Source organism: Variovorax sp. YR566 (genome assembly GCF_051992195.1).
Lineage (GTDB): Bacteria > Pseudomonadota > Gammaproteobacteria > Burkholderiales > Burkholderiaceae_C > Variovorax.
Genome location: NZ_CP197092.1, coordinates 4968384 through 4990550, shown reverse-complemented (window position 1 = coordinate 4990550; position 22167 = coordinate 4968384). Strand labels below are relative to the sequence as shown.

Genomic DNA, 22167 nt, shown 5'->3' with positions numbered 1-22167 from the left:
GGTCGCATTACAGGTCTTCGGGCCGCAGGCCTTCGATGCGCATGCTTGCGGAAGCGGTGGCGACGTTGCCTGCCGCATCGATGGCGCGCACTTCGATGTTCGCGGCGCCGGGCCTCTTCGGCGTCCACGTGCAGACGTACGGCGCGGCGTGCAGCGTGCACGCGGTCTTGCCGTCGACGACGAACTTCAGCTCGGCCACGGCCACGTTGTCGGATGCCGTGGCGGAAAGCCTTGTCGCCATGCCTGCCGCGGCGGTTGGCGGCGGGGCCAGCGCAACTGTCGGCGCCACCGTGTCGGAAGGCGGATTGACGATCACGTTGGCAGAGGCCACGGCGGCGTTGCCAGCCGCGTCGAGCGCGACCACCCGGATCGTCTGCACGCCGGGCGCGGTCGGCGTCCAGCTGCAGGTGTAGGGCGGGGCGGTGAAGGTGCAGATCGGGATGCTGTCCCGGCCCAGCACCTTGACGCCCCACACGCCCGCGTTGTCCACCACGGCCGGCGCGATGGTGGTGGGTTGGCCCACCACGGCCATGGAAGGCGCGGCCAGCGAAACGGTCGGCGGCGTCGCGTCGGTGCCGCCGAGCGCCAGGTCGATGGTGAACATCGGCTGGCCCTGCACGGCCTTCTGCTCGAACGCATCGAAGATGGTGAACCAGCTCGCACCGGGGGCGCGGTTGGCGGCGCGCGCCTTGACCAGCAGCGTCGTCTTGCCAACGGCGAAGCAGCTGAAGCCGCAGTTCCAGTCGAACACGAAGCGGCCCGACGCATCGGCCACGCCCGTCACCAGCATGACCAGCGGCTTGCCGGCCCCGGGGTCGCGCCACACCGACACCTGCGCGCCGGGCAGCGCGGCGCCGGTGTCGCGGTCGGTCACGCGCACCTGGGTGCCGGTGGTGGCCGCCATGAACTTCGAGCTGCCGAGCTTGGGCCAGTCGGTCCAGTCGGTGTCGATGTTGGCCTTGGTGCCGGCCGTGAAGCGGATCATCTCCAGCGTGGCGATGCGATTGGCGGCAGGGTCGCGGCGCTGCTCGAAGACGGTGCCCAGCAGCGGGTCGAGCCGCCAGTGCTGGCGCGTCCACCAGTAGCGGTCGTTGTCGTTGGCCAGGGCGAGGTCGACGATGGGCGCGACGCCGGTGGTGTCCGCCACCGCAACGCCGTTGTAGTACTCGCCCGCGCCGGCGCCGAACACATGCTCCAGCTCGTGCAGCAGGGTCTTGAGCTGGCGGCCGAGGTAGTCCTTCTCGGTGGACTCGGGCGCGCCGGGGCTGGGCGCGCGCGACAGGCGCAGCGGGTCGTGGATGGCGATCCAGTTCAGGTTCCAGGTCACGCCTTTCTGCGGAAAGGTCCAGCTGGTAGACAGCCCGCCGTGGCTGTAGCCGCGGGTGGACTTCGATATGCACACCACCACCTCGCCGTTGACCAGGCCGTTGTAACTGCACTGCGGCGCGGTGGCGGGGGCTGCGAGCTGCAGGTCGGCGGCGGGGTCGAAGGCAAAGCTGCGCACGGTCTCGCGCGTGAACACCGTGTTGACGTCGGCCACGTACTGCGCGAGCCGGCGGGCGGCTTCGGCGGCGCCGATGTCGGTGGCCAGCTCGGGGTCGACGATGAACTTCAGGCGATGGGTGCTGGGGGCGGCCCGGCCGACTTCGTCCATTGCGGCGAAGGCGGGCATCATTCCAGAAAGCGCGAACAGAGCTGGTAGCACGAACGCCAGACTCGCGAATGCACGCAGCGAGAAGAAAGCTCGCATCGGTTTTCCCCCGGGGCAGGGGCGCAGGACTCAAACGGATGACGCCTCGGTCGGCCTTTTCAGGGGCCGGGCCCAGGCGGGCTGCCCCGCAATGCAGGGGGTGCCGGAAGATCCGTTCACGTCTGCCCGATGACGAATCAGTGGGCAGGCAGGCTTGTCAATCCCGGAAACCGGTGGGTATTTTAGTCTGCATGTTCAACTTGTTTCAATTGTGTTGCATTTGTGCTTCTGACGCCACAGTGTCACCACCCAGTGCCTTGTAGACCGCCACCAGGCCCACCGAGAGACGACTGGTGCTCTGTGCCTGGTCGCGCTGCGCCTGCAGCAAGGTGCGGCGCGCATCGAGTTCAACGCCAAAGTCGGTGAGCCCGCCCTTGTAGCGAGCCGCCGCCAGCACCAGCGCATCACGGCTGCGGCGTTCGCGCTCGGCCAGCTCGACCTGGCGTTGGCCCTCGGCGGCGTAGGTGCTGAGCGCTGAATCGATCTCGTGCCAGGCCTTGAGCACGGTCTGCTGGAACGCCACGGCCGCTTCCTGCTGCTGCAGCTCGCGCAGTTCGATGGTGGCGCGGCGGCGGCCGTTGTCGAAGATCGGCAGGCTGATCGACGGGCCCACGTGCCACTGCCGGCTGCCCCAGTCGCCGAAGCGCTCGCTGCCCACCGATTCGTAGCCGAAGCCGGCGCCCAGCGTCACGCGTGGATAGAGGTCGGCCACGGCCACGCCGATGCGGGCTGTGGCGGCGTGCAGCTGCGCCTCGGCGGCTGCGATGTCGGGGCGGCGGCGTGCGAGCTCGGCGGGCAGGCCCAGCGTGAGTGCGGGCAGTAGGGGAGCGTCGAGTTCGTCGCCGGTGGCGGTCGCTGCAAGCTCGGTGTTCAGCGCGCCCGGCGCGGCTCCAGCCAGCAGCGTGATGCGGTTCATTGCATCAGCCTCCTGCTGCTGCAGCGCGGGAATGCGTGCGCGCAGTTCGGCCACCAAGGCGCGCTGGCGCACCGGGTCCATGTCGGTGACGAGGCCACCGTCGGCGCGTGCCTGCACCAGTTCGAGCGACTCGGCGGCCGCCGCGATGTCGGCGCGCGCGATGCGCAGTTCGCGCTGCGTGCCGCGCAATTCGAAATAATTGCGCGCCAGTTCGGCCTGCACGCTGAGCCGGGCCTGCTGGAGCAATGCGGACGATGCGCTCGCGTCGGCATCGGCCGCCTCGATGGCGCGGCGCACGCGGCCCCACAGGTCGATTTCCCACGAGGCGTCGAAGCCGGCCTGATAGAGGTTGTAGGGCTCGCTGAGCGTGCGGATGAGCTGGTCGCGGTTGGAAACCGACGAGCCCAGCGCGTCGATCATCCGCGTGGCGGAGCCGCTCTCGCTCTGGCGCTGCCGGGTGACGCCGGCGCTCGCATTCAGCTGTGGGCCCTGCTGGGCCGCGGTGGTGGTGCGCTGCAAGCGGCTTTGCGCGAAGCGCAGGGCGGCGGTCTGCAGGTCGGGGTTGCTCGCGAGCACCATGGCTTCGAGGCGGTCCAGCACCGGATCGTTGAAGGCCTTCCAGTCGCCAGATGCGACGCCGCCAAAGGAACCTTGCCGCTCCGCGCCGAGCAGCGCGGGCGAACCGCCATGCCATGCAGACCAGTCGGCGGGAGCGCGGACTTCGACCGGCTTGTGGTCGGGCCCCACCGCGCAGCCGGCAAGAATGAAAGCAAGAGAGAGCGTGGCGGTGACAGAAGAAAGAGCAAATGGAAGGGGCATGACGTGCTCCCGTTTTCAGACAAGACGATTGCGGAACAGCCACGCCGCCAGCGGCAGCGTGATGGCGGCGATGACAGCAAGCGGAATCAGGTTGTGCCAGACCGTGCCCAGCCCCACGCCTTCGAGATACACGCGCTGCACCAGGTCGATGGCAAAGCGCAGCGGGTTGGCCAGCGTTGCCACCTGCAGCGCATGCGGCATGTTGCGTACCGGCGTGGTCAGGCCCGACAGCAGCATCAGCGGCATCAGCAGCACGAAGGCATAGAGCATGGCCTGCTGCATGTTGGCCGACACCGCCGAGATCGACAGGCCGATGCCCACGCTCGCCACCGTGAAGAACAGCAGCCCGGTGTAGAGCGTGACGAGCGAGCCCGCCATCGGAATGCCGAACCAGAAGAGCGCTACCAGCAGGATCAGCGACGACTGCACCAGCCCCACCAGCACCGGCGGCAGCGCCTTGCCGATCATGATTTCGAGCGGCGACATCGGCGTTACCAGCAGCTGGTCGAAGGTGCCTTGCTCGCGTTCGCGCGCCACCGACAGTGCGGTGAGCAGCAGCGTCTGCAGCATGCTGAGCGCGGCGATCATGCCGGGCAGCAGGTTCCAGCGCGTTTCGAGATTCGGGTTGAACCACGCGCGCGATTCCACGACCAGTGGCGACGGCGGTGCGCCCACGCGCGTGCGCAGCTCGGCGTTGTAGCGCTCGACCACCGCGCTCACGTAGCCGGCCGCCGAGCCCGCGGTGTTGGAGTTGCGCGCATCGAGGATCAGCTGGATGGCCGCCGTCTGCCCCGCGCTGAGCTGCTGCTCGAAGTTGGCGGGTATCTGTATGACCAGCAGTGCCTTCTCGGTGTCGATCACTTCGCGGATGTCGGCCTGCGAGCGCAGCGTGGCCACGCGGTGGAACACGCCGGTGCTGTCCAGGTGCGCAATCAACTCCGTCGACGCGCCGTTGCGGCTCTGGTCGAGCAGCGCATAGGGCACGTTGGTGAGGTCGTAGGTCGCGCCGTAGCCGAAGACCAGGCTCTGCATGATCGCCGGTGCGATCAGGATGGCGCGCGTGGCCGGGTCCTTGAGGATGGTCAGCAGTTCCTTGCGGCAGAGGTTGGCGACGCGCAGGAAGAAATCGATGAGGGCGTTCATGGCCGGGGGCTTTCAGTCGAGGCTCTTGCGCGTTACCGCACGCGCCACCAGCAACAGGCCTACCGCATACGCCATCAGGATCGCGCAGTTGCGCCAGATCAGCGGCCAGACGTCGCCCGCGAGAAACAGCGTCTTGATCAGGTCCATGAAGTAGGTGGCCGGCAGCAGGTGGCCGATCACCCACACGGCGGTGGGTACGTTGCGCAGGTCGAACAGGAAGCCCGACAACATCATCGAGGGCATGAAGGTCGCGATCAGCGCCACCTGGCTCGCGAGAAACTGGTTGCGCGTGACCGACGAGATCACCAGGCCCAGGCTCACCGCCACGATCAGGTACAGCATCGAGCTGAACACCACTACCAGCAGCGAGCCGTACATCGGCACCGCGAACAGGTAGCGCGCCGAGAGCAGGCACAGCGCAAGGCCCAGCATGCCGACCGCGAAGTACGGAATGATCTTGGCCAGCAGAATCTCGACCGGCCGCACCGGCGTGACGAACAGCGCCTCCAGCGTGCCGCGTTCCCACTCGCGCGCCATCACCAGCGCGGTGAGAAAGGCGCCGACCAGCGTCATGATGAGCACGATGAGCCCCGGCACGAGGTACCAGGTGCTGGTGTTCGCAGCGTTGAACCACATGCGCTGCTCGACGGTGACGCTGCCGACGGGCGGGGCATCGGCGCCGGAGGCGTTGCCGCTCCTGTCCATCTGCCGGATTGCCGATTGCGCGAGGGCGCCTGTCACGTACGCCTGGATGATGCTCGCGCGCCCTGCGTCCGAACCGTGCACGATGAGCTGCACGCGCGCATTGCCGGCAGCCAGCGCGCGCGAGAAATCGGAAGGCACGCGCACGATGCCGTCGACCTTGCGTTCGCGCATCAGCTCTTCGGCGTCGTGCATCGAGCCCAGCAGCACTGGCGCGATGGTGGGCGAGAGCTGCAGGCCGGCGATGGCTTCGTGCGCGGTGGGCGATGCGTCTTCCATCACCACCGCGACGGGCGCGTTCTTCACGTCGAGCGACATGCCGTAGCCGAAGATCAGGATCAGCACCATCGGCAGCAGGATGCCGATGGCCAGGTTGCTGCGGTCGCGCAGCAGCTGGCGGAATTCCTTGCGCGTGAGGGAGATCAGGCGAGACCAGAAGCCACTCATGCCGTCACCTCTGTCTTTGTTTCTTGCCGTGCCTTCTCGACGATGCCGATGAAAGCCTGCTCCATGTCGATGCGTCTGTCGCTGTCTTGCTCGTCGCCCAGCGCCTGCGCGCGCACTTCCTGCGGCGTGCCGATGGCCAGCACCCTGCCCGCGTCCTGGATCACGATGCGGTCGCAGTATTCCGCCTCTTCCATGAAGTGCGTGGTGATGACGACCGTGGTGCCGCCTTCGGCCAGCGCTGTGATGCGCCGCCAGAACTCGCGGCGCGCGAGCGGGTCGGCGCCGCTGGTGGGCTCGTCGAGGAACAGGATCTCGGGTTCGTGCAGCAGGCCCGTGGCCATGGCCAGGCGCTGCTTGTAGCCGCCGGGCAACTGGCCGCTGGGTACGTCGAGCGAGTGGGCCAGATCGAACTGGCGCAGCACCGTGTCCATGCGCTCGCGCAGCTTCGCGCCGCGCAGGCCGTAGGCGCCGCCGAAGAACGAGAGGTTCTCGCGCACAGTGAGGTTGCCGTAGAGCGCGAACTTCTGCGAGACATACCCGATGCGCTGGCGCGCCTGCGCGCGGGCATGCCGCAGATCGACGCCGGCCACGCGCAGCTGGCCGCCGCTCGCGGGCAGCAGGCCGCAGAGCATGCGGAACGTGGTGGTCTTGCCCGCACCGTTGGGGCCGAGCAGGCCGAAGATCTCGCCGCGCCGCACCGAGAAGCTGGTGCTGGCCACCGCCACGAAGTCGCCGAAGCGGCGTACGAGGTCCTTGACTTCGATGACCACTTCGCCGGGTTTGCCTGTGCTCGGTTGCGAAGTGGCCATGCTGGTGGCCGGGGTGGCGTCGGCGTTGGGCGATGGCTGCGCACGCAGCAGCGTCATGAAGCCGTCTTCGAGGCGCGGCGCGACCGGCTCGGTGCGCGCGCCTTCGAGCAATGCATCGAGCCGCGCATCGTCTGTCTCACTGCGGCGGATGAAGCGCACCTCGCCACCTTGCGGCACCGCATCGATGACCTCCAGCCGCGCGTCGAGCAGACGGGCCTGCAGCAACCGTGGCGGCTCGCCGTCGGGCGGTGTCGCGATGAAGCAGAGGCCGTGCGCCCGGTCGCGCAGTTCGCTGGGCGCACCCTGCGCCAGCAGCTTGCCGCCATGCAGCACGAACACATGGCTGCAGCGCTCGGCCTCGTCGAGGTAGGCGGTGCTGACGATGACCGAGAGCTTTTCGTCGTCTACCAGCTGCTGCACGATTTGCCACAGTTCGCGGCGCGAGAGCGGGTCCACGCCCACGGTCGGCTCGTCGAGCAGCAGCAGGTCGGGCGAGCGCACCAGCGTGCAGGCCAGCCCTAGCTTCTGCTTCATGCCGCCCGAGAGCTTGCCGGCCGGCCTGTCGGTGAAGCGGCCGAGGTCGGTCATTTCCATCAGCCGCGCATAGCGTTCGCGCCGCTTGTCGCGGGGCACGCCGTGCAGGTCGGCGTAGAGGTCGAGGTTCTCCTGCACGCTCAGGTCGTCGTAGAGGCCGAAGCGCTGCGGCATGTAGCTGATGCGGTCCTGCACGGCCTGCGGATCGGCCGATACGTCGATGCCGAGCACGTGCAGCTCGCCCGCGTCGGCGCGCATCAGGCCGGCCATGAGGCGCAGCAGCGTGGTCTTGCCGGCACCGTCGGGGCCGACCAGGGCGGTGAGCGTGCCGGCGGGCACTTCGAGCGATACGTCGTCGAGCGCGAGCACGGGTTCTTTCGACGCTTTCAGCAGGAAGCGCTTGTGCAGCGAGCGTCCGGCCACGGCCGGCCCGGTGATCGGCATCAGGTCTTGCCGGTGGCGGGCGACAGTTGGAGCCGCACAGTGGCCGGCATGCCGAGCCGCAGCCGGTCTTGCGGGTCATCGACCATCACGCGGATCTCGTAGACGAGGCTGCTGCGCAGTTCCTCCGTCTGCACGGTCTTGGGCGTGAACTCGGCCACCGACGAGATGTAGCCGACCTTGCCGGCGATCGCTTCGCCGGGCTGGCTGTCGGTGCTCACGCGGGCGTCCTGCCCGGCGCGCACGCGGCCAAGGTCGGGCTCGGCCACATAGGCGCGCACCCACTTGGGATCGGTGATGGCGAGCGTGAAGGCCGGGCGCTGCGGCGAGGCCATGTCGCCGGGCTCCAGCAGGCGGGCGCGCACGACGGCGTCGATGGGCGCCTTGAGCTCGGCCTCGGTGAGCTGGTGGTTCATGAGCGCGAGCTCGGCGCGGGCCGATTCGAGCTGGGCAATCGCCTGGCCGATGTCTTCCTTGCGCGGGCCGGTGATGACCAGCTGCTGCGCCTTGCGGGCGTTGTCGAGCTGCGCCAGCGCCACCTTGCGCCTGGCCTGTGCGCTGTCGAGGTCCTGCTGGCTCACGGCGCGGCCGGCCGTGCTGGCGCCGATGGCCTGCAGGCGCGCGAGCTGCTGCTGTGCCAGATCGGCATCGGCCTGCGCGCCGGCCACCTGGGCCTTGGCCTGTGCCACTTCTTCGGGGCGGCTGCCGGTCTTCAGGCGCAGCAGGGCCTGTTCCTGCACGCCGATGCGCGCCTGCGACTGCGCGACGCGCAGCACCAGCGAGCGGGTGTCGAGCCGTCCAAGCACCTGCCCGGCGCGCACGCGGTCGCCCTCGCGCACCGTCAGTTCGGCCACGCGATCGTTGGCGTTGAAGGCCAGCGAGACCTGGCGCAGGTCGACGTTGCCGTACAGCACGAGCTGGTCGGAGGGCGTGGCCGAGCGGTGCGTGTACCACCAGCCGCCCACCGCCGCGACGATGGCCACGGCGGCGATGGCAATGAGGGGCTTCTTGTTCATGGCGTGTGTGTCCTGACGAGGCTGCTGCCTGGAAGTCGGTGTGATGTTATCAAATTGAAATTTGAATTTGAAGTATTCTTTTGTTTGGGTTAGCCTCGGGGCATGGCAACCCGCACTCCGCGTACCGACGGCAACACCACGCGCCTGCACATCCTCGAAACCGCCGGCCGGCTGTTCGCGGCGCAAGGCTTCGCAGAAAGCACCAGCAAGGAAATCTGCACCCGCGCCGGCACCAACATGGCCGCCATCAACTACCACTTCGGCGGCCGCGACGGGCTCTACGAGGCGGTGCTGGTCGAAGCGCACAAGCAGCTGGTGAGCCTCGACGAGCTGATGGCGCTGTCATTGGAGTCGACCGATCCGCGCCTGAAGCTGCGCGCCTTTCTCACGCACATGGTCGAGATGAGCGCCCAGCCGAAGGCGCCGTGGGGGTTCCGCGTGGTGCTGCGCGAGGCGCTGTCGCCGTCGCCTGCCATGCCGGCGCTGATCCAGCGGGCTGTGCTGCCCAAGGCCAGGCTGATGCGCGGCATCGTCGGGGAGATCATGGGCTTGCCCGACGACCATCCATCGGTGCAGCGCAGCCTGCTGCTGACGGTGCTGCCGTGCCTGGTGATGACGGTGGCGCCCAAGGACCTGAGCAGCAAGGTGTTGCCGGCCCTGAAGGACACGCAGGCCCTGGCCGAAGAAGTTGTGCGCTATGTGCTCGCGGGACTCGATGCCGTGGCGAAGGAGGCAAAGGCGGCCGAGCCGTCCCCGGCGTCCACAACGCCTAAAGCTGGAAAGCGACGGTGAGCAGCAGCCCCTCGGCCACGTCGCGCATCAGCCCCGGGCGTCGCGCACGATAGGGCTCGCCGGCCGAGGCGGTGGTCTCGATCCACTCGGCCAGCCATTCGATGTCTTCATGGCCGTAGAACACGACGGCCGCCTCGTGGTTCAGCAGCAGGCTGCGCAGGTCGAGGTTGATCGAGCCGCACATGGCGAGTTCGTCGTCCACCACCACGGCCTTGGCATGCGCCATGAACGGCAGCATGCTGAAGCTCACGCCCGCGCGCGCCAGGTCGCGCATGGCGCGTGCACGCACGAAGTCGGCGAGGCGATGGTTCGACTGCGCGGGCATCGCGATGGTCACCTGCACGCCGCGCCGCGCGGCCAGCCGCAGTGCATCGCGCAGGCCGTCGCCGGGCACGAAGTAGGGCGTGATCGCGAGCACGCGGTGCTCGGCGCGAAAGCAGGCGTCGATCAGCAGTGCATGCGCCGTGTCCTCGGTCTGGTCGGGGCCGCTCGGCAGGAACTGGGCCATGGCAGTGCCCGGGCCCGGGGGCACGTCGTCGGCGGTGATGGCGCGGGCCTTGCGGCTGCGCACCGAGGCCCAGTCGTGGTCGAACTGGCGCGCCGCCGCCGCGGCCACGCTGCCATGCAGGTCGAACGACAGGTCGCGCCAGGCCTCGGGGTGCTTGTCGTTGCCGGTGAAGTATTCGCCCGCGAGGTTGCGCCCGCCCGACCAGAGCCAGCCGTCGTCGGCAATGGTGAACTTGCGGTGGTTGCGCAGGTTGCGCGGGCCGATGCGGCGCAGGCTGAAGAAGGGGCGGAACACGGCCACCTCGCCGCCCGCCACACGCAGCCGGTCGAAGTGATGGCGCGGCAGCGACAGCGCGCCGAAGCCGTCGAGCAGCACCCGCACCTTGATGCCCTCGCGCGCCCGCTTCGCGAGCCGGTCGATCACCGCGTGGCCGAGTGGGTCGTCGCCAATGATGAAGGTGCACACGTCGATGCGCTCGCGCGCGCCGTCGATCACCTGCCACAGCGCATCGCGCGCGGCCTCGCCGTCGGCATGCATGCGGATCGCGCAGCGCCCCGGCGGCGCGAGGCCGAAGCTCTCGATCAGGTCGGCAGCCCAGTGGCCCGGCGGCACCGAGCGCGGCGGCCTGGGCGACCCCGCCGGACGCAGCTTGCGCTGGCCGAACAGCAGGTACATCGGCAGGATGAAGTAAGGCATCAGCACCAGCCCCATGACCCAGGCGATGGCCGTGGTGGGGGCGCGCTGCTCGCGGCGCGCACGCGTGGTCAGCACGTAGACCAGCAGCGCGAAAGTGACGACGAGGAAATGCTGCGAAGGAGAGGGCAGCCAGTCGAACTCTTTGGTCGGCATGGACCGATGATGCCTCAGCGTTGCGGGCTGTGCCTTCAGTGTCCCTTCAGCGTTGCAGGAAGGCCGGCACGCCGCGCCCTTCAGAGGCCAGGAACCGCATCATCGGATCGACCACCGCACGCACAGCGGGCCGATCGCCTACGCGCGTGCGCCAGGCCAGCAGGCGCGGCGTGGCGTCGATCATGCCGGCGCCCTTGCGGTCGGCGAACACATAGGCCATGTAGAAGGCGATGTCGACGAAGGAGTAGGGGCCGGCCAGGTACTCGCGTGTGGCCAGCAGGCCTTCCATCTCTTCGTAGAAGCGCGCGCAGCCGGCGCAGGCCGCGACTGCCGCGGCGCTCTGCATGTCGTGCTGGAGGCCGAAGAGCTTGATGACGTTCGGGAAGAAGACCTCGTCGGACTTCTGCTCCAGCTGCCGCGCGCGGGCCCGTTCGGCAATGCCTTCAGGCCACAGCGCAAGGCTGGGATAGCGGTCTTCGAGGTACTCGAAGATCTGCGTCGAGTCGAACAGCGAGACCTCGTCGTCGACCAGCACGGGCACCTGCTGCTTGACGGGGTTGACCCGAAGCACCTCGGGGTGCTTGGGCTCGTAGGCATCGTCCTTGGTGAAGGGCACCATGACCAGTTCGAAGGGCACGCCTTTTTCGCGTGCCGCGATCTCGACCTTGGCGCCGAACATGCTGAGGGGGCCTGAGTAGATGTGAGTCGTCATGCCCCGACTTCACCAGAAACGGCGCGTCAGGTCGAGCCCCAGACCTCCTGCGCGGTCTCGACCACCAGGCGCAGCTTGTTGCGCTGCGCTTCCACCGCGATGTTGTTGCCGTGCACGGTGCTGGAGAAGCCGCACTGCGGCGACAGCGCGAGCTGGTCGAGCGAGGCGTACTTGGCGGCGTCCTCGATGCGGCGCTTGAGCTCGTCCTTGTCTTCCATCTCGCCGAACTTCGTGGTCACGAGGCCGAGCACCACGGTCTTGCCCTTGGGCAGGTAGCGCAGCGGCTTGAAGTCGCCCGAGCGGGCGTCGTCGTATTCCATGAAGTAGGCGTCGAGGTCCATCTCCTTGAGCAGCGCCTCGGCCACGGGCTCGTAGTTGCCGGCCGCGGCGTGCGTACTCTTGAAGTTGCCGCGGCACAGGTGCATGGCCAGCAGCATGCCCGGGGGCTTCTGCGCCACCACCTTGTTGATGAAGGCGGCATAGCGGTGCGGCAGCTCGTTCGGGTCGTCGCCGCGCTTGCGGGCGGCTTCGCGCATGTGCTCGTCGCACAGGTAGGCGAGGTTGGTGTCGTCCATCTGCACGTAGGTGCAGCCGGCGGCGGCCAGCGAGCGCAGCTCGTCGCCATAGGCCTTGGCCACGTCGTCGTAGAACGCCGGGTCGAGCTCGGGGTACGCCTCCTTGCTGATGCCGGCGCGGCCGCCGCGGAAGTGCAGCATGGTCGGCGAGGGGATCGTCACCTTGGGCGTGCGGCCCGCCGAAACCTGACTCTTGAGGTACTGGAAGTCGGCGAGTTGGATGTCCTTGACGTGGCGCACCTTGTCGAGCACGCGCATCGCGGGCGGAGCGAGTTCTTCAGTGCCGTCGGGCTTGCGGATGGTGACCGGAATGTCGGTCTTCACGCCGCCGAGCTGGTCAAGGAAGTCGATGTGGAAGTAGGTGCGGCGGAACTCGCCGTCGGTGATGCTCTTCAGGCCGATGTCTTCCTGGAAGCGGACGATCTCGGTGATGGCCTTGTCTTCGACGAGGCGAAGCTGTTCGGGCGTGATCTCGCCCTTGGCTTTCTGTTCGCGGGCTTCGAGCAGGTATTTGGGGCGCAGGAAACTGCCCACGTGGTCGTAGCGGGCAGGCAGGGCGGCGTGCTGTGACATGGATGACTCCGTCGTGATTTGGGGAACGAGCGGAACATCGTATCGCCTTCGAAATGCCGATGTCTGTATACAGATATCTCGGTGTTTACCCTCGAAATGCTTCAAAAGACTGGAAATTTCAGGTTTTCTGTATACATTGAGTATTCATGAAAACGCCCACGACCGCCTTTCCACTGAACGCTTGGTATGCCGCCGCTTACGACGTCGAAGTGCGTCACGCGCTGCTGCCACGCACGATCTGCAACCAGAAAGTAGTGCTGTTCCGCCGCACCGACGGACAAGTCGCCGTGCTCGAAGACGCCTGCTGGCACCGGTTGATGCCGCTGTCGCTGGGCCGCCTCGAAGGCGACGAACTGGTCTGCGGCTACCACGGCCTCGTCTACAACAGCCAGGGCCGCTGCACTCACATGCCGAGCCAGGAAACGCTGAACCCCTCGGCATGCGTGCGCAGCTTTCCGGTGGTCGAGAAGCACCGCTTCGTGTGGATCTGGCCAGGCGATCCGGCCAAGGCCGACCCGGCGCTGGTGCCCGACATGCACTGGAACGACGACCCGGCCTGGGCCGGCGACGGCAAGATGATCCGCGTCAACTGCGACTACCGCCTCGTGGTCGACAACCTCATGGACCTGACGCACGAGACCTTCGTGCACGGCTCGTCCATCGGCAACCGCGAAGTGGCAGAGGCGCCCTTCGTGGCCACGCACGGCGACCGCTCGGCCACCGTCACGCGATGGATGGAAGACATCGACCCGCCGCCGTTCTGGGGCAACCAGATCCGCCACGCACGCGGCTACACCGGCAAGGTCGACCGCTGGCAGATCATCCGTTTCGAAGGCCCGTGCACGGTGAACATCGACGTCGGCGTGGCCGAGGCGGGCAGCGGCGCGGTGCCCCAGGGCAGCAACCCCGGCGACCGCAGCAAGGGCGTCAACGGCTACGTGCTCAACACCATCACGCCCGAGACCGACAAGACCTGCCTCTACTTCTGGGCCTTCGCGCGCAACTACTGCCTCGGCGAGCAGCGCCTCACGCACGAGTTGCGCGAGGGCGTCGCCGGCATCTTCCGTGAAGACGAGCTGGTGCTCGAAGCGCAGCAGAGGGCGATGGACGACCACCCCGATCACAAGTTCTACAACCTCAACATCGACGCCGGCTCGATGTGGGCGCGGCGTCTGATCGATCGCATGATCGAAAAAGAAAAGCCCGCGCGTGCCGCGATCCCGATCCGGCCGGCCGAAAAGGCAGCCGCGTGAAGGTCGCTGCCGTTTCCACCGCCGCCGAGCCCGGCGACAGCGGCAGTTCGCAGGCCGTGAAGGCGCAGCTGCGGTTGCGCGAGATGATCCTCGCGGGCGAGCTGCCCGGTGGCGCGCGCATTGCCGAAGTGGCCATCTCCGAGCAGCTCGGCGTGTCGCGCACGCCGGTGCGCACCGCGCTGATGCGGCTCGAACAGGAAGGCCTGCTCGAAGCGCTGCCCAACGGTGGCTATGCGGTGCGTACTTTTTCCGAGCGCGACGTGGCCGATGCCATCGAGCTGCGCGGCACGCTCGAAGGGCTGGTCGCCAGGCTCGCGGCGGAGCGCGGCGCGGCGCCCGTGGTGCTGCGCGAAGCGCGCGCCTGCCTGCAGCGCATCGACGAACTGCTGCGCGAGCCCGCGCTCGACGACGCGGCCTTCTCGCGCTACGTGACGCACAACGAGCGCTTCCACGCACTGCTCTGCGAAATGGCGGGCAGCCCCGTCATCGCGCAGCAGCTCGAGCGCGTGATCAACCTGCCGTTCGCGTCGCCCTCGGGCTTCGTCATCGTGCAGGCCAACTCGCCGGCCGCACGCGACATGCTCGTGATTGCGCAAGACCAGCATGTCCAGGTGCTCGACGCTATCGAGTCCGGCGAAGGCTCGCGCGCCGAGGCGCTGATGCGCGAGCACAGCCGCATCGCACGGCGCAACCTGCGCGATGCGCTGCACGGCACGCCGACCGCCGAGCAGCGCCCGCTGCCGGGTGTGCAGCTGATCCGCCGGCGCGGCTGATCGGTTTCTTCTTTTTCCCTCCTCTTTCGTGTTGCTCCCCCGATGAAAAGCGATCTTCAATGGATGCAGGCGCAAGTCGTTGCGCTGCGCGATGTCACGCCCACCGTGCGCGAATTCGAACTGCGCCCCGACGGCGGCTTTGCCGAATCCCATGAGCCCGGCGCCCACCTGCAAGTGCAGGTGCTGACGGCGCAGGGCAAGGTGCAGACCCGCTCGTACTCGCTGGTGGGCGAGGGCGACGGCCAGTGCTGGCGCATTGCCGTCAAGCGGCTCGACGACGGCCGTGGCGGTTCGCTCGCGATGTGGCGACTGGCCGTGGGCGACCGCCTGCAAGTGAGCGCGCCGCAGAACCACTTTCCGCTCGACCTCTCGGCTCCCGGCTACCTGCTGGTGGCGGGCGGCATCGGCATTACGCCGCTGGTACTGATGGCGCAGCGGCTGGGCGCACATGCAAGGCGCACCGGCGTGCCGGTGAAGATGCTCTACGGCGCGCGGCATGCGGGCGAGCTCGGCTATCTGTCGCATCTGCAGGAAGCATTGGGCGAGGGCGTCGAAGCGCATGAAGGCTCGGCCCCCATCGACTTCGCCGCCGCTATCGCGGCACTGCCGCCCGGCGGCCAGCTCTACACCTGCGGCCCGGTGCCGATGCTCGAAGCCGTCAAGCGCTCGTGGCACGCAGCCGGCCGTGCCATCGAAGACCTGCGCTTCGAAACCTTCGGCAGCAGCGGCCGCCTGGCCACGCAGTCATTCCAGGTGCGAATTCCCCGGCACGACCTGGCCATCACCGTGCCGGCCGACTGCACGCTGCTCGAAGCCCTCGACGCAGCCGGCGTGCAGACGCTCTCGGACTGCAAGCGCGGCGAATGCGGCCTGTGCGCCATGGACGTGATCGCCGTCGACGGCGAGATCGATCACCGCGACGTGTTCCTCAGCGAGCACGAGAAGAAGTCGACCACGCGCATCTGCGCCTGCGTGTCACGCGCCGTGGGCACTCTCACGCTCGACTCCGCCTACCGCGCCGACAGCTGACGCGCGCGCTCCGCAAGCCGCCTTGCGCGATGATCGCGCAGTTCATTTGGCAATCGCGCAACAAAGGTCAACGGGAATGGCCGGCTAGGTGATTGCCTGCTCCGCCGGATGTTGCAAAGTGTTGAAAATAGCCCCGGTTCGCGTTCCGCCCCTCAAAGGAAAAAACATGCAAAGACGCCATCTCATCCAGACCGCCGCCCTCTCGGCACTTGCGCTTTCAATGTCGCTGGCCAGTGCCCAGGACGCCAACAAGTTCAAGATCGGCCTGATCCTTCCGATGACCGGCCAGTCGGCCTCCACCGGCCGCCAGATCGAAGCCGCGGCGCGCCTGTACATGGCCCAGAACGGCGATACCGTGGCCGGCAAGAAGGTAGAGCTGATCGTCAAGGACGACACCGGCCTGCCCGACGTGACCAAGCGCCTCGCGCAGGAGCTGGTGGTGAACGACAAGGTCAACGTGCTGGCCGGCTTCGGCCTCACACCGCTGGCGCTGGCCGTGGCGCCGATTGCCACGCAGTCGAAGACGCCCGAAGTGGTGATGGCCGCGGCCACGTCGAGCATCACCGAGGCTTCGCCCTACATCATCCGTTCGAGCTTCACGCTGCCGCAGGTGTCGGTGGCCATGGGCGACTGGGCGCCTAAGAACGGCGTGAAGACGGTCGTCACGCTGGTGGCCGACTACGGCCCGGGCAACGACGCCGAGAAGTTCTTCAGCGAGCGCTTCCAGCTCAACGGCGGCAAGGTGCTCGACAAGCTGCGCGTGCCGCTGCGCAACCCCGACTTCGCGCCGTTCCTGCAGAAGGTGCGCGACGTGAAGCCCGACGCGCTGTTCGTCTTCGTGCCCTCGGGCGCGGGCGCGGCGGTGATGAAGCAGTTCCTCGAACGCGGCATGGACAAGGCCGGCATCAAGATGATCGCCACCGGCGACGTGACGGATGACGACCAGCTCAACGACATGGGCGACGGCGCGCTGGGCGTGGTTACCTCGCACCACTACTCGGCCGCGCACCCCTCGGCCATGAACAAGAAGTTCGTCGAAGCCTTCGAGAAGGCCAACCCCAAGATGCGTCCCAACTTCATGGCCGTGGGCGGCTATGACGGCATGCGCGTGATCTACGAAGCGCTCAAGACCACCAAGGGGCAGGGCGGCGGCGAAGCGCTGCTGGCCGCCATGAAGGGCCAGGTCTTCGAGAGCCCGCGCGGCCCGGTGCTGATCGATGCGCAGACGCGCGACATCGTGCAGGACGTGTACCTGCGCAAGGTCGAGAAGAAGGACGGGCAGCTCTACAACGTCGAGTTCGACGTGATCAAGGGTGTGAAGGATCCGGGCAAGGCAAAGTGAGGCTTGTCTCTGGGGGACGTTGTTGTTCGGGGCGCGATCACGCCGACGGGGCACCTTGCTCCGCGAATGTCCCCCGGCCTTCGGCCTCCTCCTTTATTTCGCTGCGCAAGGCACCCCATCGGCGTGATCTTTCAGAGCAGTCGTTGATCGGCCGGCATAAGCACGCACCCCGAACGAAACGAACAGCCCCAGAAATAGCTTCGTAAAAAACACGACATGCTGACCATTCTTTTCGACGGCATCGCCTACGGCATGCTGCTCTTCGTGTTGGCGGTAGGCCTCGCAGTGACGCTCGGCCTGATGAACTTCATCAACCTCGCGCACGGTGCTTTCGCCATGGCGGGCGGCTACCTCACGGTGTTCGCGATGCAGAAGTTGGGCGTGCCCTTCCTGGCCTGCCTGCCGCTCGCATTCATCGTCGTCGCGCTGGCCGGGGCCTTGCTCGAACGCACGCTCTACCGGCCGATGTACGGCAAGCCGCATCTCGACCAGGTGCTTTTTTCCATCGGCCTCGCCTTCATGGCGGTGGCGGCCATCGACTACTTCGTGGGCTCTTCGCAGCAGAACGTGCAATTGCCCGAATGGCTGCGCGGGCGCACCGAGATCGGCGACGGCGCGTTGCTGCTGGGCATGGGGCACTACCGGCTCTTCATCATCGGCGTGTGCGCTGTGCTCACGGTGGTGCTGCAGCTCATCCTCTCGAAGACCCGCTTCGGCAGCCGGCTGCGCGCCGCGGTTGACGACCCGCGCGTGGCGTCGGGCCTGGGCATCAACGTGAATATCGTGTTTCTGCTGACCTTCGCCGTGGGCTCCGGGCTCGCGGGGTTGGGCGGTGCGCTGGGTGCGGAGATCCTCGGCCTCGACCCGACATTCCCGCTGAAGTACATGATCTATTTCCTGATCGTGGTGTCGGTCGGCGGCACCTCGTCGATCACCGGGCCGCTCGCGGCGGCGCTGCTGCTGGGCATTGCCGACGTGGCCGGCAAGTATTTCATTCCGAAGATGGGTGCATTCACCGTCTACCTGCTGATGATCATGATCCTGATGTGGCGGCCCCAGGGCCTGTTCACGCGCAAGGGAGGCCGTTGATGAGTGCGCCTTCCACCACCGAGTTTCAGTCGGCCCTGCTGCGCAAGGCACGCTGGCACCCGCTCGAATTCGTGGCCTGGGCAGTGGCCTTCGCGCTGCCGCTCGTCATGCCCTCGCACTCGCTGCTGGTCAACGAGATCGCCATCGTCGCGCTGTTCGCGATGTCGCTCGACCTGATTCTTGGCTACACCGGCATCGTGTCGCTGGGCCATGCCGCCTTCTTCGGCTTCGGCGCGTATGCGGCGGCGTTGTTCGCCAAGCTCGTGATGCCGGACCCGACCGTGGGGCTGGTGATCGCGACCGTGCTGTCGGCATTGCTGGGCCTCGTGGCGAGCGTGACGATCTTGCGCGGCAGCGACCTCACGCGGCTGATGGTCACGCTCGGTACCGCGCTGCTGCTGCTCGAACTCGCCAACAAGCTCGACTGGCTCACCGGCGGCGCCGACGGCCTGCAGGGCGTGGTGATGGGGCCGGTGCTCGGCCTGTTCGAGTTCGATCTGTACGGCCGCACGGCCGCCTGGTATTCGCTGGCCGTGATGCTGGTGCTGTTCCTCGTGATGCGCCGGCTCGTGCATTCGCCGTTCGGCGCCACGCTCAAGGCCATCCGCGACAACCGGCTGCGTGCCATGGCGATCGGCGTTCCGGTCGTGTCGCGGCTCGTGGTGATCTACACCGTGGCGGCGGGCATCGCCGGCGCCGCGGGCGCGCTGCTGGCGCAGACCACCGGCTTCGCCTCGCTCGACGTGCTGGCCTTCGACCGTTCGGCCGACGTGCTGCTGATGCTGGTCATCGGCGGCGTGGGCTGGCTCTATGGCGGCGTGGCGGGTGCTATCGTGTTCAAGCTGCTGCAGACTTGGCTGTCGGCCGTGACGCCGCAGTACTGGATGTTCTGGATCGGCCTGATCCTGGTGCTGCTGGTGCTGGTGGGGCGCGACCGCCTGCTGAAGCCGTGGACATGGTTCGGCTTGGGCGGCAAGAAGAAGGGCGGTGCGGCATGACCGACACCGTGCTTTCGACCCACGGCCTCGTGATGCGCTTCGGCGGCATCACGGCCACCAACAACGTGACGATGGAACTCAAGCGCGGTGCACGCCACGCGCTGATCGGCCCCAATGGAGCGGGCAAGACCACGCTGATCAACCAGCTGACGGGCGTGCTCACGCCCACCGAAGGCCGCATCACGCTGCTGGGCGAAGACATCACCACGCTCGCGCCGCACAAGCGCGTGGCGCGCGGACTGGTGCGCACCTTCCAGATCAACCAGCTGTTCGACTCGATGACGCCGCTCGAAACGCTGGCGCTGGTCGTGTCGCAACACCAGGGCATCGGCGCGCAATGGTGGCGGCCGCTCGGCGCCAGCAAGGCGATTGCCGAGCGTGCGGGGCAACTGCTCGAACAGTTCCACCTGGGCGATGTGGCGCAGCAGCAGGTGAAGCACCTGGCCTATGGCAAGCGCCGCCTGTTGGAGATTGCGATTGCGCTGGCCTGCGAGCCGCGCGTGCTGCTGCTCGACGAGCCCGTGGCGGGTGTGCCCGCCGGCGAGCGCGAAGAACTGCTGCAGACCGTGGCCGCGTTGCCCGCCGACGTGTCGGTGCTGCTGATCGAGCACGACATGGACCTGGTGTTCAGCTTTGCCGACCGCATGACGGTGCTGGTCAACGGCACGCTGCTGACCGAGGGCGACCCCGAAACCATCGCCAACGATCCGAAGGTGAAAGAGGTCTATCTGGGCCACGGGGAGAGCGCCCATGTCTGAGCTGCTGCGAATAGAAAACCTGAGCGCCGGCTACGGCGAGGCCGTGGTGCTGCACGACGTGGCGTTCGCGCTCGGCGAAGGCCAGACGCTGGCGCTGCTGGGCCGCAACGGCACGGGCAAGACCACGCTGATCAACACGCTCGCGGGCGCAACGCGCCAGCACGGCGGCAGCATCACGCTGGGCGGCCAGGCGCTGCACAAGCTTGCGCCGCATCAGCGCGCGGCGGCCGGCATCGGCTGGGTGCCGCAAGAGCGCAACATCTTCAAGTCGCTGACGGTGCACGAGAACCTCACCGCGGTGGAGCGGCCGGGCAAGTGGAACCCGCAACGGGTCTACGAAATGTTCCCGCGCCTTGCCGAGCGCAAGACGAACCTGGGCACGCAGCTCTCGGGCGGCGAGCAGCAGATGCTGGCCGTGGGCCGTGCGCTGGTGCTGAACCCGAAGCTGCTGCTGCTCGACGAGCCGCTCGAAGGCCTCGCGCCGATCATCGTGGAAGAGCTGCTGCGTGCCATCCGCCGAATTACGCAGGACGAGGGGCTGGCCGCGATCATCGTGGAGCAGCATCCGCAGGCCATCCTCGCGATTTCCGACGAAGCGGTGGTGCTGGACCACGGGACCATCGTGCATACCGACAAGGCCGCGACATTGCGCACGCAGCCTGAAGTGCTCGACCGCCTGTTGGGCGTCGCGCGCTAGACGAGTTCCGCCAGGCGCGCCTTCCAGTCTTCCGCGCGGCCGAGCCATGGGCCGATGTCGATGCGGCTGGCGCGGCCATCGGGCTGCGTCAGCACGAAGGTCGGAAAGCCCTGGCCGCCAGCGCGCTGCAGGAACTGGCGGCTTTCGGCGAAGTGCCGTGCGGTCGATTCGCCTGACAGGCGCTCGAAGGCCGACGCGAAGGCTTCGGCGTCGAAGCCGAGTTCGGCGGCGATCGCCTTCAGCACCTGCTCATCGGCGATGCGCTGGCCTTCGACGTAGTGCGCCCGCTGCAGGCGATGGATCATGTCCAGCCCGCCGCCCGCCCGCAGCGACTCTGCCGCGAGGATGGCGGTGGTCGGCGGCTCGGAGTCCATCGTCGCGCCGGTGTCGCGCAGCAGTCCCTCGAAGTAGCCCTCACCGAAGGGCTGGCCCGTGAGTTCCGCGATGCGCCGGTCGTGCGGCATCACGTACTCGCGCCACTGCGGCGTGATCGAGCGGCGGTTGGCGCCGGTCATCATGCCGCCGCCGTGGAACTCGACCTTCAGGCCGGGCACGCTGCGCGCCGCGTCGACCAGCGGCGCGGCGGCATAGCACCAGCCGCACAGCGGGTCGAAGATGTAGTGGAGCGTGGCGCCTTCATTCGCGCCTTCGTTCATTGCGGCCATTTCATTTCTCCCTTGATGACCTTGGCGCCGAGTTCCAGCGACGAGGCGTCTTCCAGCTTCGGGTAGCGCTTCTTCATTGCGGCGATCAGGGCAGCCGAGTCCTTGGCCTTGGCGGCTTCGGTCTCGAAGGCCTGAAGGTAGCTTCGCGTGAATTTCACCGAGGCGAGCGAGTAGGGCGCGCTGCCGTCGGCATTCGGCAGGTAGTGGCCGGGCACCACGGTCTTGGGGTGCAGGGCTTCGATGCGGCCCAGCGTCTTGATCCAGTCGCGGCGCGATTCGGGCGTTTGCGTGTCCGCCACCCACACGTGGATGTTGGCCGACACCGGAATGCCGCCGACCACCGCCTTCAGCGAGGGAATCCACGCGAAGCTGCGCTCGGGCGTCGGGCCGTCGAGGCCGACGACCTGGATCTTGCGACCTTCGAGCGTGAGGCTGTCGCCGGCCAGTGCTTCGGGCACGACCAGCGCCTTGGGCGCGTTGTCCTTCAGGATCGGTCCCCAGTGCGCGAGCTTGCCGTCCTTCGAGGCCTGGATGGCAGCCACGGTCTGGGGCGTGGCGACGATCTTCGCGTCGGGGAAGGCGGCCTGGATCACGTCGAGGCCGAAGTAGTAATCGGGGTCGCTGTGGCTGATGTAGACCGTGGTGAGCTTCTTGCCCGTGGCCTTGATCTTCTGCACCAACGCCTCGGCGTCGTTGCGCTGGAACTGCGCGTCGATCAGCACGGCTTCGGTCTGGCCGGTGACGATTTCCGAGGAGACCGGAAACATCGACTTCGTGCCGGGGTTGTAGACGTCGAGCTTGAGCGGCTGGGCGGCCTGCGCGGCGAGCGGAACAAGGCTCAGGGTGGTGGCGAGGGCGGCGGCGGAGAGGAGGGCTCTGCGGAACATGCGGTGGTCTTTCTGTGTGCGGTGTGAAGGAGTGACAGCTCTGACCTTTCGAATGTAGGTTGCGCGAATCGAAATAAAAACCTGCTCCAG

The 22167-nt window shown here is 67.6% G+C and carries 19 protein-coding genes and 1 pseudogene; 9 read left to right on the top strand and 11 right to left on the bottom strand.

Annotated elements, in window-relative coordinates:
* Positions 1–7: 7 nt before the first annotated feature.
* From ACTG4X_RS23430 to ACTG4X_RS23405, 6 genes are all read right to left on the bottom strand, one after another.
* Positions 8–1750: an Ig-like domain-containing protein gene (locus ACTG4X_RS23430; RefSeq protein ID WP_440532008.1), complete on the bottom strand. Its 1743-nt coding sequence runs from the start codon at positions 1748–1750 to the stop codon at positions 8–10.
* Between the two features lie 205 nt (positions 1751–1955).
* Entirely contained in the window at positions 1956–3485 is a 1530-nt protein-coding gene (locus ACTG4X_RS23425) for an efflux transporter outer membrane subunit (protein ID WP_440532007.1), read from the bottom strand.
* A gap of 15 nt (positions 3486–3500) precedes the next feature.
* On the bottom strand, positions 3501–4628 hold the full coding sequence (locus tag ACTG4X_RS23420) for an ABC transporter permease (RefSeq protein WP_440532006.1): 1128 nt from the start codon (positions 4626–4628) through the stop codon (positions 3501–3503).
* Positions 4629–4640: 12 nt separating this feature from the next.
* Complete coding sequence (locus ACTG4X_RS23415) at positions 4641–5777, bottom strand: ABC transporter permease (protein ID WP_440532005.1); 1137 nt, start codon at positions 5775–5777, stop codon at positions 4641–4643.
* Positions 5774–7564: an ATP-binding cassette domain-containing protein gene (locus tag ACTG4X_RS23410; protein ID WP_440532004.1), complete on the bottom strand. Its 1791-nt coding sequence runs from the start codon at positions 7562–7564 to the stop codon at positions 5774–5776. The genes ACTG4X_RS23415 and ACTG4X_RS23410 overlap by 4 nt, the downstream gene beginning before the upstream one ends.
* Positions 7564–8577: an HlyD family efflux transporter periplasmic adaptor subunit gene (locus ACTG4X_RS23405; protein WP_440532003.1), complete on the bottom strand. Its 1014-nt coding sequence runs from the start codon at positions 8575–8577 to the stop codon at positions 7564–7566. The genes ACTG4X_RS23410 and ACTG4X_RS23405 overlap by 1 nt, the downstream gene beginning before the upstream one ends.
* A gap of 102 nt (positions 8578–8679) precedes the next feature.
* Here ACTG4X_RS23405 and ACTG4X_RS23400 point away from each other — a divergent pair, with 102 nt between their 5' ends.
* Positions 8680–9369 (top strand): TetR/AcrR family transcriptional regulator, encoded by a 690-nt coding sequence (locus ACTG4X_RS23400; RefSeq protein WP_093177015.1) that lies wholly within the window; start codon positions 8680–8682, stop codon positions 9367–9369.
* On the opposite strand, the gene ACTG4X_RS23395 is transcribed toward ACTG4X_RS23400, so the two are convergent.
* Genes ACTG4X_RS23395 through ACTG4X_RS23385 form a run of 3 tightly spaced genes read right to left on the bottom strand, consistent with a single transcriptional unit; the run spans position 9347 to position 12586 of the window.
* Positions 9347–10726, bottom strand: coding sequence for a phospholipase D-like domain-containing protein (locus ACTG4X_RS23395; RefSeq protein WP_093051318.1), 1380 nt, complete (start codon positions 10724–10726; stop codon positions 9347–9349). The genes ACTG4X_RS23400 and ACTG4X_RS23395 overlap by 23 nt on opposite strands.
* 46 nt (positions 10727–10772) lie before the next feature.
* Positions 10773–11438, bottom strand: a complete 666-nt coding sequence (locus tag ACTG4X_RS23390) for a glutathione S-transferase family protein (protein ID WP_440532002.1) — start codon at positions 11436–11438, stop codon at positions 10773–10775.
* 26 nt (positions 11439–11464) lie between these two features.
* Complete coding sequence (locus tag ACTG4X_RS23385; protein ID WP_093051312.1) at positions 11465–12586, bottom strand: 5-methyltetrahydropteroyltriglutamate--homocysteine S-methyltransferase; 1122 nt, start codon at positions 12584–12586, stop codon at positions 11465–11467.
* Between the two features lie 146 nt (positions 12587–12732).
* Here ACTG4X_RS23385 and ACTG4X_RS23380 point away from each other — a divergent pair, with 146 nt between their 5' ends.
* From ACTG4X_RS23380 to ACTG4X_RS23345, 8 genes are all read left to right on the top strand, one after another.
* Entirely contained in the window at positions 12733–13839 is a 1107-nt protein-coding gene (locus ACTG4X_RS23380; RefSeq protein WP_440532001.1) for an aromatic ring-hydroxylating dioxygenase subunit alpha, read from the top strand.
* Positions 13836–14612, top strand: coding sequence for a GntR family transcriptional regulator (locus ACTG4X_RS23375; RefSeq protein WP_093051306.1), 777 nt, complete (start codon positions 13836–13838; stop codon positions 14610–14612). The genes ACTG4X_RS23380 and ACTG4X_RS23375 overlap by 4 nt, the downstream gene beginning before the upstream one ends.
* A gap of 42 nt (positions 14613–14654) precedes the next feature.
* The gene (locus ACTG4X_RS23370) at positions 14655–15641 is read left to right on the top strand and encodes a PDR/VanB family oxidoreductase (RefSeq protein ID WP_440532000.1); all 987 of its coding nucleotides are present in this window, start codon (positions 14655–14657) and stop codon (positions 15639–15641) included.
* A gap of 166 nt (positions 15642–15807) precedes the next feature.
* Positions 15808–16983 (top strand): ABC transporter substrate-binding protein, encoded by a 1176-nt coding sequence (locus ACTG4X_RS23365; protein WP_093051300.1) that lies wholly within the window; start codon positions 15808–15810, stop codon positions 16981–16983.
* A gap of 216 nt (positions 16984–17199) precedes the next feature.
* Entirely contained in the window at positions 17200–18072 is an 873-nt protein-coding gene (locus ACTG4X_RS23360; RefSeq protein ID WP_093051297.1) for a branched-chain amino acid ABC transporter permease, read from the top strand.
* Positions 18072–19070 (top strand): branched-chain amino acid ABC transporter permease, encoded by a 999-nt coding sequence (locus ACTG4X_RS23355; protein ID WP_093177023.1) that lies wholly within the window; start codon positions 18072–18074, stop codon positions 19068–19070. Before ACTG4X_RS23360 ends, ACTG4X_RS23355 begins: the two co-directional genes overlap by 1 nt.
* Positions 19067–19828 carry an ABC transporter ATP-binding protein gene (locus ACTG4X_RS23350; RefSeq protein ID WP_093051289.1) on the top strand — a complete coding sequence of 254 codons (762 nt, stop codon included), beginning with the start codon at positions 19067–19069 and terminating at the stop codon, positions 19826–19828. Before ACTG4X_RS23355 ends, ACTG4X_RS23350 begins: the two co-directional genes overlap by 4 nt.
* Positions 19821–20525, top strand: coding sequence for an ABC transporter ATP-binding protein (locus tag ACTG4X_RS23345; protein WP_258353906.1), 705 nt, complete (start codon positions 19821–19823; stop codon positions 20523–20525). The genes ACTG4X_RS23350 and ACTG4X_RS23345 overlap by 8 nt, the downstream gene beginning before the upstream one ends.
* On the opposite strand, the gene ACTG4X_RS23340 is transcribed toward ACTG4X_RS23345, so the two are convergent.
* Both ACTG4X_RS23340 and ACTG4X_RS23335 read right to left on the bottom strand, forming a co-directional pair.
* Positions 20522–21190: a DsbA family protein gene (locus tag ACTG4X_RS23340; protein ID WP_093051283.1), complete on the bottom strand. Its 669-nt coding sequence runs from the start codon at positions 21188–21190 to the stop codon at positions 20522–20524. The two genes, ACTG4X_RS23345 and ACTG4X_RS23340, sit on opposite strands and share 4 nt — an antisense overlap.
* Positions 21184–22077, bottom strand: a pseudogene (locus ACTG4X_RS23335) (MBL fold metallo-hydrolase); the annotation flags it as partial. The gene ACTG4X_RS23340 and the pseudogene ACTG4X_RS23335, both read right to left, overlap by 7 nt.
* Between the last annotated feature and the right edge of the window lie 90 nt (positions 22078–22167).

Excerpts from the sequence above, each read along its gene's own strand:
- ACTG4X_RS23430 (WP_440532008.1), bottom strand. The coding sequence starts at position 1,750 with ATGCGAGCTTTCTTCTCGCTGCGTGCATTCGCGAGTCTGGCGTTCGTG.
- ACTG4X_RS23425 (WP_440532007.1), bottom strand. The coding sequence starts at position 3,485 with ATGCCCCTTCCATTTGCTCTTTCTTCTGTCACCGCCACGCTCTCTCTT.
- ACTG4X_RS23420 (WP_440532006.1), bottom strand. The coding sequence starts at position 4,628 with ATGAACGCCCTCATCGATTTCTTCCTGCGCGTCGCCAACCTCTGCCGC.
- ACTG4X_RS23415 (WP_440532005.1), bottom strand. The coding sequence starts at position 5,777 with ATGAGTGGCTTCTGGTCTCGCCTGATCTCCCTCACGCGCAAGGAATTC.
- ACTG4X_RS23410 (WP_440532004.1), bottom strand. The coding sequence starts at position 7,564 with ATGCCGATCACCGGGCCGGCCGTGGCCGGACGCTCGCTGCACAAGCGC.
- ACTG4X_RS23405 (WP_440532003.1), bottom strand. The coding sequence starts at position 8,577 with ATGAACAAGAAGCCCCTCATTGCCATCGCCGCCGTGGCCATCGTCGCG.
- ACTG4X_RS23400 (WP_093177015.1), top strand. The coding sequence starts at position 8,680 with ATGGCAACCCGCACTCCGCGTACCGACGGCAACACCACGCGCCTGCAC.
- ACTG4X_RS23395 (WP_093051318.1), bottom strand. The coding sequence starts at position 10,726 with ATGCCGACCAAAGAGTTCGACTGGCTGCCCTCTCCTTCGCAGCATTTC.
- ACTG4X_RS23390 (WP_440532002.1), bottom strand. The coding sequence starts at position 11,438 with ATGACGACTCACATCTACTCAGGCCCCCTCAGCATGTTCGGCGCCAAG.
- ACTG4X_RS23385 (WP_093051312.1), bottom strand. The coding sequence starts at position 12,586 with ATGTCACAGCACGCCGCCCTGCCTGCCCGCTACGACCACGTGGGCAGT.
- ACTG4X_RS23380 (WP_440532001.1), top strand. The coding sequence starts at position 12,733 with ATGAAAACGCCCACGACCGCCTTTCCACTGAACGCTTGGTATGCCGCC.
- ACTG4X_RS23370 (WP_440532000.1), top strand. The coding sequence starts at position 14,655 with ATGAAAAGCGATCTTCAATGGATGCAGGCGCAAGTCGTTGCGCTGCGC.
- ACTG4X_RS23365 (WP_093051300.1), top strand. The coding sequence starts at position 15,808 with ATGCAAAGACGCCATCTCATCCAGACCGCCGCCCTCTCGGCACTTGCG.
- ACTG4X_RS23360 (WP_093051297.1), top strand. The coding sequence starts at position 17,200 with ATGCTGACCATTCTTTTCGACGGCATCGCCTACGGCATGCTGCTCTTC.
- ACTG4X_RS23355 (WP_093177023.1), top strand. The coding sequence starts at position 18,072 with ATGAGTGCGCCTTCCACCACCGAGTTTCAGTCGGCCCTGCTGCGCAAG.
- ACTG4X_RS23350 (WP_093051289.1), top strand. The coding sequence starts at position 19,067 with ATGACCGACACCGTGCTTTCGACCCACGGCCTCGTGATGCGCTTCGGC.
- ACTG4X_RS23345 (WP_258353906.1), top strand. The coding sequence starts at position 19,821 with ATGTCTGAGCTGCTGCGAATAGAAAACCTGAGCGCCGGCTACGGCGAG.
- ACTG4X_RS23340 (WP_093051283.1), bottom strand. The coding sequence starts at position 21,190 with ATGGCCGCAATGAACGAAGGCGCGAATGAAGGCGCCACGCTCCACTAC.